Genomic DNA, 12,604 nt, shown 5'->3' with positions numbered 1-12,604 from the left:
TTTAGCTATGAGTGCCTGGGATTGTCGCAGGTGAGGAGGATTAATGAAGGTAACCGTACTCGGATGCGGTGCGCTTGGGCAGCTATGGCTGACCGCGCTGTGTAAACATGGACACGAAGTCCAGGGGTGGTTGCGCGTCCCACAGCCATTCTGCAGCGTCAATCTGGTCGAGAGTGACGGCAGCATTTTCAACGAATCGTTAACTGCTAACGATCCCGATTTTCTCGCCAGCAGCGACCTGCTGCTGGTTACCCTGAAGGCCTGGCAGGTCTCTACGGCGGTAAAGAACCTCGCCGAGCGCCTGCCCGCCTCCTCCCCGATACTGCTTATCCATAACGGCATGGGCACCGTCGACGAGCTCAAAGGCGTCACCCAGCCCCTGCTGCTGGCGTCAACCACCCAGGCCGCACGGCGCGACGGCAACGTTATCGTTCACGTCGCTAACGGGACCACCCATATTGGCCCGGCGAAGGGCTATCCGCAGGACTACAGCGCGCTTGCCGATACGCTGCAAAACGTCCTGCCCGACGTGGCCTGGCACAATAATATTCAGCCGGCGCTCTGGAGCAAGCTGGCGGTCAACTGCGTGATTAATCCGCTGACGGCGCTACGAAACTGTAAAAACGGCGATCTGCGCGACGCGGCGGCGGAGGTAGAAACTATCTGCCGGGAAGTTGCCGCGGTGATGGAGCGCGAAGGCATACATACGTCGCCGGAAAACCTGCTATTTTATGTTCATCAGGTAATTGAAAGTACGGCAGAAAATATCTCTTCGATGTTGCAGGATATCCGCGCTCAGCGTCATACGGAAATCGACTATATCACCGGTTTTCTGCTCAAGCGCGCCCGCGCCCACGGCCTTGCCGTACCGGAAAACGCCCGCATGTTTGAACTGGTCAAGCGTAAGGAGAATGAATATGAGCGCGTCGGCACTGATTTGCCTCGCCCCTGGTAGCGAAGAGACGGAAGCGGTCACCGCTATCGATTTATTAGTACGCGGCGGCGTGCAGGTCACCACCGCCAGCGTCGCCGGCGACGGCAGCCTGACCGTTGTCTGCTCGCGCGGCGTTAAGCTGCTGGCCGATGCGCCGCTGGTCGAAGTTGCCGACGGCGACTATGACATTATCGTTCTGCCCGGCGGCATCAAGGGCGCGGAATACTTCCGCGATAGCCCGCTGCTGGTCGAAACGGTCCGCCAGTTCCATCTCTCCGGGCGGATCGTCGCCGCCATCTGCGCCGCTGCCGCCACGGTGCTGGTCCCGCATAACCTTTTCCCCATCGGCAACATGACCGGCTTTCCAGCGCTGAAGGAGCAAATTCCCGTCGGGCAGTGGCAGGATAAGCGCGTGGTCTGGGATCCGCGGGTTAACCTGCTCACCAGCCAGGGGCCGGGAACGGCGATTGATTTTGCGCTCAAGATGATCGATCTGCTGGTCGGTCGTGAAAAGGCGTACGAGGTCGCTTCACAGCTGGTGATGGCGGCGGGAATCTATAACTTCTACGAAGCCTGATCCGCGACGGGTCAGGATTGGTCGCCCGGATAAGGCATCGCTGCCGCTATCCGGGACCTCCCCGTTCGCGCCGGGCGGCGCTTTACGGGGTGCTCTCCGCCGGCTACGGGCGATAGACCTTCACGTTATCAAAGCCCTGCTCGCGCAGATAGAGCGCCTGCAGGCGGCTCATTACGCCACGCTCGCACCACAGCAGCCAGGTTTTGCTCTGGTCGAGGTTGCCGAACTGGGTGCTCAGCTTGTAGAACGGCAGCGAAACCACCTCGACGCCTTCCACCTTCAGCGGTTTCTCATCCTGCTCGTCAACCGAGCGAATATCCAGAATCACGTCGTTGGGGCCAAAACCGCTGACGGTTTCAACTTCAACCACTTCCTGCTGAGTCTGCTGGGCGATATCGCGGATATCGACGTTATTGGCTTCCGCCACCACCTTCTCAAGGATGCTGAAATCGAAGTTCTGCTCTTCCGCTTCGATCTTCGCCTTCACCGCCTTCACGGTCGGGCTCTTCGAGATCACGCCGCAGTATTCCGGCATGGTGCGGGCAAAATCTTCGGTACCGATTTCGCGCGCCAGGTTGATGATGTGCTCTTTATCGTGAGAGATCAGCGGACGCAGAATCAGCGTATCGGAGACGTTATCGATCAGCCGCAGGTTGGTCAGCGTCTGGCTGGATACCTGACCCAGCGCTTCGCCGGTCACCAGCGCCTGCACGCCGTAGCGTTCGGCTACCTGCGAAGCCGCGCGAACCATCATGCGCTTGAGCACGACGCCCATCTGGCCGTCGTCAACTTTTTCGAGGATCTCACCGACTACTGGCTCGAAGTTAATCGCCACAAAACGCACGCGGTGGGAGCTGCCAAAGCGGTTCCACAGGTAGTGCGCAACCTGACGAACGCCGATTTCGTGCGCCGCGCCGCCGAGGTTAAAGAAGCAGTAGTGTACGCGACAGCCGCGACGCATCAGCATGTAGCTGGAAACGCCGGAGTCAAAGCCGCCGGAAATCAGCGACAGCACGTCTTCCTGGGTGCCGATAGGGAAACCGCCGATGCCTTCATAGCGCCCTTTCACCAGCAGCAGGCGATCGTTTTCGATCTCCAGATTGACGGTGATATCCGGGTTGGTCAGCTTAACGCGGGCGGTCTCGATATGCTGGTTGAGGCCGCCACCGACGTAGCGTTCCACTTCGATAGAGGTAAACTCATGCTTACCGCGACGCTTCACGCGCACGCAGAAGGTTTTGCCTTCCAGCTTCTCGCGCCACAGCGGCAGCGTTTGCTCGAAAATATCGTGCAGCGAAGTGAAGGGGACGTCTTCGACTTCGAGAATATGGTGAATACCGGGAATTCGGGTCAGCGCATCGCGAATAGCCGGACGCTGATTTTCGTCTTTCGCGCGAACTTCGATATGATCCCAATGACGAACGACGGCGAGCGTCTCATCATAGTTTTTGAGAACGTTACGAATGTTCCCGGTTAAGATTTTAATGAAGCGCAATCGCACAGATTGGCTTTTGATGGTGATTTCCGGGAACAATTTAATGATAAACTTCATGGCGACAATAGTTCGTTGGCAAGCCCGACAGGGCTTTAAGCAAAAGATGTACTGCAGTGCACCGCGGTGCCTGCATCCAGGGCGCGAAGTATACCACTAATGGAAGCTTTTCACCCGGCATTGCGTGTTTTACGCTAAATCATCTGCCGCAGCCGGGACGACAGGTTCGCCGGGAGCGCATCAGGCTTAGGCCGGCGCCGCTTGCCGGATAAAGCGTATATTTGCTTAACCACGTGACTTCGTTACCATACTGCTGTCGCGACATAACAAGAGTCTATATTCACTATGCCAAAGAAAAATGAGGCCCCGGCCAGCTTTGAAACCGCCCTGAGCGAACTGGAGCAGATCGTCAATCGTCTGGAAAGCGGCGCTCTGCCGTTAGAAGAAGCGCTCGGTGAGTTTGAGCGCGGCGTGCAGCTGGCGCGTCAGGGACAGGCAAAGCTGCAGCAGGCCGAGCAGCGCGTACAAATTCTGCTGGCAGAGAGCGAAGATACGCCGCTGACGCCTTTTACACCGGACGCTGAATAGATGGATTTCCCGCAACAGCTTCAGGCCTGCGTTGAGCAGGCCAACGACGCGCTGCGCCGTTTTCTTGCGCCGCTGCCGTTTCAGAACACTCCGCTGGTTGAAGCCATGCAATACGGCGCATTATTAGGCGGCAAGCGCCTGCGCCCCTTCCTGGTGTACGCCACCGGCGACATGTTTGGCGTCAGCCGCGCAACCCTGGACGCGCCGGCCGCGGCCGTTGAATGCATCCACGCCTATTCGCTGATGCATGACGATCTGCCGGCCATGGACGATGACGATCTGCGTCGCGGCCTGCCTACCTGCCATATTAAATTTGGCGAAGCCAACGCAATTCTTGCCGGAGATGCCCTACAAACGCTGGCGTTTTCTATACTAAGTGATGCGGCGATGCCGGAAGTACCGGATCGCGACCGGCTGGCGATGGTTTCCGAGCTGGCTCAGGCCAGCGGCGTTGCCGGGATGTGCGGTGGTCAGGCGCTGGATCTCGAAGCCGAAGGCCATCAGGTTGACCTTGAAGCGCTCAAGCGCATTCATCGCCATAAGACCGGGGCGCTGATTCGCGCGGCGGTACGCATGGGCGCCCTGAGCGCCGGCGAACGCTGCCGTGCGGCGCTGCCGGCGCTCGATCGCTATGCGGAAAATATCGGCCTCGCCTTCCAGGTCCAGGATGACATTCTTGACGTGGTAGGGGATACTGCGACCCTTGGCAAACGTCAGGGAGCCGATCAGCAGCTGGGCAAAAGTACCTACCCCGCGCTTCTGGGTCTTGAGCAAGCCCGAAACAAAGCGCACGGCCTGATTGAAGACGCCCGCCAGTCGCTAAATGAGCTGGCCGCGCAATCTCTGGATACCACGGCACTGGAAGCGCTCGCGAATTACATAATTCAGCGTGATAAATAAACAATAAATGAGTCTCTGATGAGTTTTGATATTGCCAAATACCCGACCCTGGCGCTGGTAGATTCCACCCAGGAGCTGCGTTTGTTGCCGAAAGATAGCCTGCCGAAGCTGTGCGACGAACTTCGGCGCTATCTGCTGGACAGCGTCAGCCGTTCCAGCGGGCATTTTGCCTCCGGCCTCGGCACGGTTGAACTGACCGTGGCGCTTCACTACGTCTATAACACCCCTTTCGACCGCCTGATTTGGGACGTTGGCCATCAGGCCTACCCGCATAAAATTCTGACCGGCCGCCGTGACAAAATCGGCACCATTCGGCAGAAAGGCGGGCTGCATCCGTTCCCGTGGCGCGGCGAAAGCGAATATGACGTGCTGAGCGTCGGACACTCATCGACCTCCATTTCTGCGGGCATTGGCGTCGCCATTGCCGCCGCGAAGGAAGACAAGCAGCGGCGCGCGGTCTGCGTCATTGGCGACGGGGCGATCACCGCCGGGATGGCGTTTGAGGCCATGAACCACGCGGGCGATATCAAACCCGACCTGCTGGTGGTGCTGAACGACAATGAAATGTCGATTTCTGAGAACGTCGGCGCGCTGAATAATCATCTCGCGCAGCTGCTTTCCGGAAAGCTGTACTCGACCCTGCGCGAAGGCGGCAAGAAGGTCTTCTCAGGCGTTCCGCCGATTAAAGAGCTGCTCAAACGCACCGAAGAACATATCAAAGGCATGGTGGTTCCCGGGACCCTGTTTGAAGAGCTGGGCTTTAACTACATCGGGCCGGTGGACGGTCACGACGTGCTCGGGCTGGTCAATACGCTGAAGAACATGCGCGATCTGAAAGGACCGCAGTTCCTGCATATTATGACCAAAAAAGGCCGCGGCTATGAGCCGGCGGAAAAAGATCCAATCACCTTCCACGCGGTGCCGAAATTTGACCATACCAGCGGGGTGCTGCCAAAAAGCAGCGGCGGCCTGCCCTCTTATTCGAAAATTTTCGGCGACTGGCTGTGCGAAACCGCGGCGAAAGATAGCAGGCTGATGGCCGTGACGCCGGCCATGCGCGAAGGCTCGGGGATGGTCGAATTTTCGAAAAAATTCCCTGACCAGTATTTCGATGTGGCTATCGCCGAGCAGCACGCGGTGACCTTTGCCGCCGGGCTGGCAATCGGCGACTATAAGCCGGTGGTGGCCATTTACTCCACCTTCCTGCAGCGCGCCTACGATCAGGTGATTCACGACGTCGCTATCCAGAAGCTGCCGGTGCTGTTTGCCATCGACCGGGCCGGCATCGTCGGCGCCGACGGGCAGACGCACCAGGGGGCCTTCGACCTCTCCTTCCTGCGCTGTATTCCGGAGATGGTCATCATGACGCCGAGCGACGAGAACGAATGCCGCCAGATGCTGTATACCGGCTATCACTACGGCGACGGCCCAAGCGCGGTGCGCTATCCGCGCGGAACGGGTACCGGCGCGACGCTGGAGCCGCTGGCCGCACTGCCGATCGGCAAGGGCGTGGTGAAGCGCGAAGGCGAAAAAATTGCGATCCTGAACTTCGGCACCATGCTGAAGGAAGCCGCTCTGGTGGCGGACAAGCTCAACGCCACGCTGGTGGATATGCGCTTTGTGAAACCGCTTGATAACGCGCTGATTTTGCAGCTGGCCGCCGGGCACGAGGCGCTGGTCACCCTGGAAGAGAACGCGATCATGGGCGGCGCGGGCAGCGGCGTTAATGAGCTGCTGATGGCGCATCGCCGCGCGGTGCCGGTGCTGAATATCGGTCTGCCGGACTTCTTTATTCCCCAGGGAACCCAGGAAGAAGTTCACGTTGACCTCGGCCTCGATGCCGCCGGTATCGAAGCCAAAATCAACGCCTGGCTCGCATAACCCTCCGAACGGCTCCTGCTATGCTTAAAAGAAACCCTTTTTAGCGCATAGCAGGAGCATATCAATGCAATATATCACCCCTGAAGCAACCAACCTGCGGGTTTCCCGACTGTGTCTTGGCTGCATGACCTTCGGCGAGCCGGACCGGGGCAAACACGCCTGGACGCTACCGGAAGAGAGCAGCCGCCCGCTAATTCAGCGCGCTCTGGAAGGCGGCATCAACTTTTTTGATACCGCCAACAGCTACTCCGAAGGCAGCAGCGAAGAGATCGTTGGCCGCGCCCTGCGCGACTTTGCCCGCCGCGACGAAGTGGTGGTCGCCACCAAGGTTTATCACCAGGTGGGCGATCTGCCGGAAGGCCTCTCCCGCGCGCAGATCCTGCGCTCTATCGACGACAGCCTGCGGCGCCTGGACATGGAGTATGTTGACCTGCTGCAAATCCACCGCTGGGATTACACCACGCCGATTGAAGAGACCCTCGAAGCCTTGAATGAGGTGGTTAAGGCGGGTAAGGCACGCTATATCGGCGCCTCGTCGATGCATGCCCGCCAGTTTGCCCAGGCCCTGGACCTGCAGGAGCGTCACGGCTGGGCGCGCTTCGTCACCATGCAGGATCACTACAACCTGATCTACCGCGAAGAAGAGAACGAGATGCTGCCGCTGTGCAATCGAGCAGGGGTCTCGGTCATCCCCTGGAGCCCGCTGGCGCGCGGCCGTCTCACCCGCCCGTGGGGAGAAACCACCGCGCGGCTGGTCTCCGATGAGTTTGGCCAGTCGCTGTATAGCGCCAGCGATAGCAACGATGAGCTGATCGCGGCGAATCTCGCGGAGGTGGCGGAGGAGCTGGGCGTCGGACGGGCACAGGTTGCGCTGGCGTGGCTGCTGAGCAAGCCCGGCGTCGCCGCGCCGATTATCGGCGCCTCGCGTCAGGACCAGCTGGATGAGCTGCTGAACGCCGTCGATTTAACCCTGACGCCGGAGCAGATAGAAAAGCTGGAAGCGCCGTACAGGCCGCATCCGGTGGTCGGATTCAAATAGCCTGCCGACGGCGTTAAGCCAGAACCCCGGCAGGCATCGCGCCGCCGGGGTTCTGCCGTCAGATAAGACCGATCGGCCAGTGATGGCCGATGACGTAGAGCACGCCCGCCGAAATCACGCCGGCGACGATATCATCGACCATGATCCCCATTCCGCCGTGAATATTACGGTCGAACCAGCGAATCGGCCACGGCTTCCACATATCGAAAATGCGGAAAATGACGAATCCGGCGGCCACCCACTGCCAGTCAAGAGTCGGCAGCGCCATCAGGGTTATCCACATCCCGACAAACTCATCCCAGACGATGCTGCCGTGATCGTGAGTGCCCATATCTTTCGCCGTGCGGTGGCAGATATAGACCCCAATACAGATGCTCATCATCACCACCAGCGAATAGAGCTGCCAGGGTAGAAACGTCATCAGATACCAAAACGGAATCGACGCCAGCGACCCCATAGTCCCGGGGACGATGGGGCTTAGCCCGCTGCCAAAGCCGGTCGCCAGCAGATGCCAGGGGTTAAGCAGGTTCAGCCGACTTTTTGCACTATCTTTACTGCGTACCAAAATGATCGTACCCCTTTAAATCAAGCTTCACCGCCTTACCTGCCTGCAAAAACTGCAGGCCGTCGGCTTCGGCGCAAACCTGCCCGATGCAGGTAAATCGCGCCCCAAGCTGGCCGATAGCCACGTCGAGCGCGCCGCGATTGAGCTCCGGTACGGTAAAGCACAGCTCATAATCTTCGCCGCCGGCAAGCGCCCAGCGCAGGGCCGTCTCCGGCTCAACCTGACGCTGCATCGCCTCGGATAGCGGCATCGCGTCAAGGTCGATGCGCGCCCCGCAGCCGCTGGCTTTGAGGATATGGCCCAGATCGGAGACCAGGCCGTCGGAAAGATCGATAGCCGAGCTCGCCAGATCGCGCAGCGCCTGGCCCTGCAGCACGCGCGGCATCGGGCGCAGATGGCGCGCCAGCAGATAGTCGGCGTCGGCGGCGTCAGCCACCGCCAGCCGCTCCTGCAGTATTGCCAGCCCCGCGGCGCTGTCGCCGGGCGTGCCGGTTACGTAAATCCAGTCGCCGGGCTTCGCCCCGGAGCGCTTCAGGGCGCGTCCCGGCGGCACAAAACCGTGGATACCCAGCGTCATCGACAGCGGGCCGCGGGTGGTATCACCGCCGATCAGCTGCATGTCGTAATAGTTGAGCAGCATAAACAGGCTATCGCTGAAGGACTCCAGCCACGCCTCGTCCACCTCCGGCAGCGTCAGCGCCAGCGTTAGCCACGCCGGCTCCGCGCCCATCGCCGCGAGGTCGCTCAGATTAACGGCCAGCGCTTTATAGGCCAGATCGGCAGGATCGATATCAGGTAAGAAATGGTTGCCCGCCACCAGGGTGTCGGTGCTGATTGCCAGCGTTTTTTTCTCGGGAATATTCAGGAGTGCGCAGTCGTCGCCAATGCCGGTTTCCACATCGAGACGCATGCTTTTTACGCGATCAAAATAACGGGCAATCAGGGAGAATTCGCCGCATGCCATACGTTATGCCTCAGCAAAAGAAAAAAATGAGAGCCTACCGAAATAGGCTCTAAGGCCGGGTTCACGAGGATGAGTCCTGCAAAGCCCGACCTGGAGTTTACTTTTTGTTGGGACGAATTGCCGGAGCTGCTTTATCCAGCACGCCGTTGACAAACTTGTGACTATCTTCAGCGCCGAAGGTTTTCGCCAGCTCAATGGCTTCATTGATGGCGACTTTGTACGGCACATCGTCACGTTTTGACAGTTCGAACAGCGCGATACGCAGTACCGCCTTCTCAACCTGACCCAGCTCTTCAAGCAGGCGGGACAGATACGGCTTCATCAGGCCGTCGAGGTATGCGCTGTTAGTCGCCACTCCGGACAGCAGTTCGCGAAAATACAGAACGTCGACATCTTTAACGTCCTGTTCCGCCAGGAACTGGTATTCAACATCAGAGATGTCGTTTTTCGACAACTGCCAGGAGTAAAGCGCCTGGACAGCACACTCACGGGCGCGGCGACGAGCAGCAGGTTTCACGGAATTCCCCTTACAAAAAAATTCAGGCCTTGATGGCTTTCAATACGTTAATCATTTCCAGCGCGGTCAGCGCAGCTTCTGCGCCCTTGTTACCGGCTTTAGTGCCAGCGCGTTCGATGGCTTGCTCAATGCTTTCGGTGGTCAGAACACCAAAGGCTACCGGAACCTCGCTTTCCTGGGCGACGTGCGCCAGGCCATTGCTTGCTCCGCCAGCCACATATTCAAAGTGCGCGGTACCGCCACGGATCACCGTACCCAGCGCAATTATCGCGTCATATTTACCGGTTTTTGCCAGTGCGCCAGCCGCCAGCGGCAGCTCATACGCGCCTGGAACCCAAACAACGGTAATATTGTCATCTTTTACCTGACCGATGCGCTTCAGGGCGTCAATAGCACCTTCCAGCAGGCTGTCATTGATAAAGTTGTTGAAACGCGCAATGGTGATGGCGACGCGAGCGTCCGGGGTAGCAACGTTAGCTTCAATAATGTTCATACTCTTCCTTCGGGTTCATTTGGCCCCGCAAGGGGGGCGGATTCTACCATAATATTTTATACACTTCATCCTGCAAACTGCTCTGACGTGAGCTGCGGCCGACCCGACCTCTCTTCAGGCTGCGTCCCTCGCTGACCGTCTCGTCGCATGCTGAATAACCAGGCGTAGCGGCGCGGTTTCCCCGTCCGGCAGGGCGATCACGCGCTGACTAAATGCAGGCAAACGTCCGGGCCTACATGACGTATCTCGTTGAATTTGAAATGGGGAGCGTCGGCCAGCTTCTCAAGCCCCGGCAGCGCGCAGAGTCCGCGCGCGTCGCTTCCTAACAGTTTAGGCGCAATGTAGAGGATAAGCTCGTCCACCAGCCCCGCCTGCAGCAGCGCGCCGGCCAGAGCAGGACCGGCCTCCACCCAGATGCTGTTAATCTGCAGCTTGCCCAGCTGCATCATCAGCACCACCAGATCGAGATGGCCTTTATGCTCCGGGATCTGCAGAGTGCGCACGTTCTCAGGCCACTCGCGGGAGTCCTGACGGGTGCGGGCAAACAGCGTTTCTCCCGCCTGCTGCACGATGCGGTGCTGCGGCGTCACGCGGTTTTGGCTGTCGATGACAATACGCAGCGGCTGGCGCAGATTCTCCTGCGGATAGCGCGCCTGAATATCAGGGCTGAGCTCGTCCCAGCGCACGGTCAGCGCCGGATCGTCCGCGAGGACGGTGGCGCTGCTGGTGAGGATCGCATGGCTTTGCGCGCGCAGGCGCTGCACGTCGCGTCGCGCCTGCGGGGAGGTGATCCACTGGCTTTCGCCGCTGGCCATTGCCGTGCGGCCGTCAAGCGAGGCGCCCATTTTTAGCTGAATATAGGGAAAGCCGGTGCGCATCCGCTTCAGGAAGCCCTTATTCAGCGCTTCAGCCTCGCCCATCATCAGGCCGTGGCTGACGTCGATACCTTCCTGCTGCAGGCGATACAGACCGCGCCCGGCCACCTGCGGGTTGGGGTCCTGCATCGCGGCCACCACCCGCACAACGCCTGCGGCAATCAGCGCGTCGCAGCACGGCGGCGTGCGTCCGTGATGGCTGCAGGGCTCCAGGGTGACGTAGGCGGTGGCGCCTTTGGCCCTTTCACCGGCCATGCGCAGCGCGTGCACTTCGGCATGCGGCTCGCCGGCGCGGTAGTGGAAACCTTCGCCAACAATTTCGCCGTCTTTAACAATGACGCAGCCGACGTTCGGGTTTGGATGGGTGGTGAAGCGACCGCGCGCGGCGAGCCTGAGCGCGCGTGCCATGTATATTTCGTCATGCATGGCTTAATCCTGTAGGCGGGCGATCTCTTCGCCGAATTCTTTGATGTCTTCAAAACTGCGATAGACGGAAGCGAAGCGGATGTAGGCGACTTTATCGAGCTTCTTCAGCTGCTCCATCACCAGGTTACCGATCATTTTGCTGGGAACTTCGCGTTCACCGGTGCCGCGCAGATGCGTTTTGATATGGTTGAGCGCCATTTCTACATCGTCGGCGCTGACCGGACGCTTTTCTAACGCTTTGAGCATCCCGCTGCGCAGCTTATCTTCGTTGAAGGGTTCGCGAACGTCGTTGCTTTTTACCACTCGCGGCATCACCAGCTCGGCCACTTCGAAGGTGGTGAAGCGTTCATTGCAGACCAGGCACTGCCGACGACGACGTACAGAAGAGCCCTCCCCCACCAGACGAGAGTCGATCACTTTAGTATCTACGGCGAAACAGAAAGGGCAGTGCATAGCGCGTCCTGGCATCAAGTTAAACTGGCGGGTAGTTTACCGCGAAGTGACCCGACTACAAAGAAAGAGCTTTTGAGACAAAGGATCTATAGTGCGCTTATGCAAACGATCTACCATTAAGCATCCCTCTGTTAACGGAATCCAGACCATGACAAGACGTTATTTGCAGCTGGCGATTGTGGGTAGCCTTTTTACGCTCAGCGCCTGCGCTCAGCAAAGCGAAGTTCGCCAGATGAATCAGAGCGTGAGCACGTTGAGCAAGGAGATGACCCAGCTCAATCAGCAAACGGTGAAAATTACCCAGCAAAACGCCCTTAACGCGAAGTCCAGCAGCGGCGTTTACCTGCTGCCCGGAGCGAAAACCCCGGCGCGGCTGAACAGCCAGATAGGCACCCTGCGGATGTCGCTGCGCGATATCGCTCCCGACGGCGACGGCACCCGCCTGACGCTGCGTATCCAGGGCGAATCAAACGATCCGCTGCCGGCGTTTAGCGCAACCGTGGCCTCCGGGCAGATCAGCGGCACCACCGAGAGCTACCGGGAGGTCAACGTCCGCGACCAGCTGATTAGCGCCCCCGCCAGCATTCTGGCACCGAGCGACGTCGATATTCCGCTACGCCTCAGCGGCGTCACGCCGGAGCAGCTAGGCTTCGTACGCATCCACGATATTCAACCCGCAGACGCGCAGTAAGCTCCCCGCCGGGCGTTTCTGACGTCCGGCTTCCCCCGCCGAAAATCCACTTACAATTTTTCGCAACAGTTCAGAAAAAATGGGCTTCAGTGATGAATTTCAGTGGCATTCTGTCAAGAAATGCATAGAATCGTGAACGCAATCGATTACGCATGTTTTCGATCTGTGAAACAACACATATTTTTGTGAGCAATGATTCCTATAATAGA

The 12,604-nt window shown here is 59.0% G+C and carries 14 protein-coding genes; 7 read left to right on the top strand and 7 right to left on the bottom strand.

All coding sequences use genetic code 11. The annotated features are described in order from the left end of the window. Positions 1-43 precede the first annotated feature (43 nt). Both panE and yajL read left to right on the top strand, forming a co-directional pair. Complete coding sequence (gene panE, locus PFH44_RS01995) at positions 44-955, top strand: 2-dehydropantoate 2-reductase (RefSeq protein WP_045854209.1); 912 nt, start codon at positions 44-46, stop codon at positions 953-955. Then, positions 918-1,511 (top strand): protein deglycase YajL, encoded by a 594-nt coding sequence (gene yajL, locus PFH44_RS01990; RefSeq protein WP_283824158.1) that lies wholly within the window; start codon positions 918-920, stop codon positions 1,509-1,511. The genes panE and yajL overlap by 38 nt, the downstream gene beginning before the upstream one ends. A gap of 103 nt (positions 1,512-1,614) precedes the next feature. Here the strand turns inward: yajL and thiI are convergent, their stop codons facing one another. After that, a complete protein-coding gene (thiI, locus tag PFH44_RS01985) occupies positions 1,615-3,063 on the bottom strand; it encodes a tRNA uracil 4-sulfurtransferase ThiI (protein ID WP_283824157.1) in 1,449 nt (482 codons plus the stop codon). Between the two features lie 285 nt (positions 3,064-3,348). On the opposite strand from thiI, the gene xseB reads away from it, so the two are divergent. The 4 genes from xseB to PFH44_RS01965 all read left to right on the top strand — a co-directional run bounded on the left by xseB (position 3,349) and on the right by PFH44_RS01965 (position 7,411). Then, positions 3,349-3,591, top strand: coding sequence for an exodeoxyribonuclease VII small subunit (gene xseB, locus PFH44_RS01980; RefSeq protein ID WP_041144297.1), 243 nt, complete (start codon positions 3,349-3,351; stop codon positions 3,589-3,591). Then, entirely contained in the window at positions 3,592-4,491 is a 900-nt protein-coding gene (gene ispA, locus PFH44_RS01975) for a (2E,6E)-farnesyl diphosphate synthase (protein ID WP_283824156.1), read from the top strand. It begins immediately after the preceding gene. Positions 4,492-4,509: 18 nt separating this feature from the next. Further along, positions 4,510-6,372, top strand: coding sequence for a 1-deoxy-D-xylulose-5-phosphate synthase (dxs, locus tag PFH44_RS01970; RefSeq protein ID WP_283824155.1), 1,863 nt, complete (start codon positions 4,510-4,512; stop codon positions 6,370-6,372). Between the two features lie 64 nt (positions 6,373-6,436). Next, positions 6,437-7,411 (top strand): aldo/keto reductase, encoded by a 975-nt coding sequence (locus PFH44_RS01965; RefSeq protein ID WP_283824154.1) that lies wholly within the window; start codon positions 6,437-6,439, stop codon positions 7,409-7,411. Between the two features lie 58 nt (positions 7,412-7,469). Here PFH44_RS01965 and pgpA read toward each other — a convergent pair whose 3' ends face one another. The 6 genes from pgpA to nrdR all read right to left on the bottom strand — a co-directional run bounded on the left by pgpA (position 7,470) and on the right by nrdR (position 11,704). Beyond that, positions 7,470-7,982: a phosphatidylglycerophosphatase A gene (gene pgpA, locus PFH44_RS01960; RefSeq protein ID WP_161795666.1), complete on the bottom strand. Its 513-nt coding sequence runs from the start codon at positions 7,980-7,982 to the stop codon at positions 7,470-7,472. Next, positions 7,963-8,940, bottom strand: a complete 978-nt coding sequence (gene thiL, locus PFH44_RS01955) for a thiamine-phosphate kinase (RefSeq protein ID WP_283824153.1) — start codon at positions 8,938-8,940, stop codon at positions 7,963-7,965. Before thiL ends, pgpA begins: the two co-directional genes overlap by 20 nt. A 97-nt stretch (positions 8,941-9,037) precedes the next feature. Then, positions 9,038-9,457, bottom strand: coding sequence for a transcription antitermination factor NusB (nusB, locus tag PFH44_RS01950; protein ID WP_045854201.1), 420 nt, complete (start codon positions 9,455-9,457; stop codon positions 9,038-9,040). Positions 9,458-9,479: 22 nt separating this feature from the next. Beyond that, positions 9,480-9,950, bottom strand: a complete 471-nt coding sequence (gene ribH / locus PFH44_RS01945) for a 6,7-dimethyl-8-ribityllumazine synthase (protein WP_041144290.1) — start codon at positions 9,948-9,950, stop codon at positions 9,480-9,482. A 197-nt stretch (positions 9,951-10,147) separates the two neighbouring features. Beyond that, complete coding sequence (gene ribD, locus PFH44_RS01940) at positions 10,148-11,251, bottom strand: bifunctional diaminohydroxyphosphoribosylaminopyrimidine deaminase/5-amino-6-(5-phosphoribosylamino)uracil reductase RibD (RefSeq protein ID WP_283824152.1); 1,104 nt, start codon at positions 11,249-11,251, stop codon at positions 10,148-10,150. 3 nt (positions 11,252-11,254) lie between these two features. Further along, positions 11,255-11,704 carry a transcriptional regulator NrdR gene (gene nrdR / locus PFH44_RS01935; RefSeq protein WP_004858609.1) on the bottom strand — a complete coding sequence of 150 codons (450 nt, stop codon included), beginning with the start codon at positions 11,702-11,704 and terminating at the stop codon, positions 11,255-11,257. Positions 11,705-11,852: 148 nt separating this feature from the next. Between nrdR and PFH44_RS01930 the strand changes: the two genes are divergently transcribed. After that, on the top strand, positions 11,853-12,395 hold the full coding sequence (locus PFH44_RS01930; RefSeq protein ID WP_076944655.1) for a SadB/YajI family lipoprotein: 543 nt from the start codon (positions 11,853-11,855) through the stop codon (positions 12,393-12,395). Positions 12,396-12,604 lie beyond the last annotated feature (209 nt).

The organism is Klebsiella sp. Ech2A (genome assembly GCF_030078455.1).
Lineage (GTDB): Bacteria > Pseudomonadota > Gammaproteobacteria > Enterobacterales > Enterobacteriaceae > Klebsiella > Klebsiella terrigena.
Note: the sequence above shows the minus strand (reverse complement) of the source record. Positions and strands in the feature narration are given on the sequence as shown.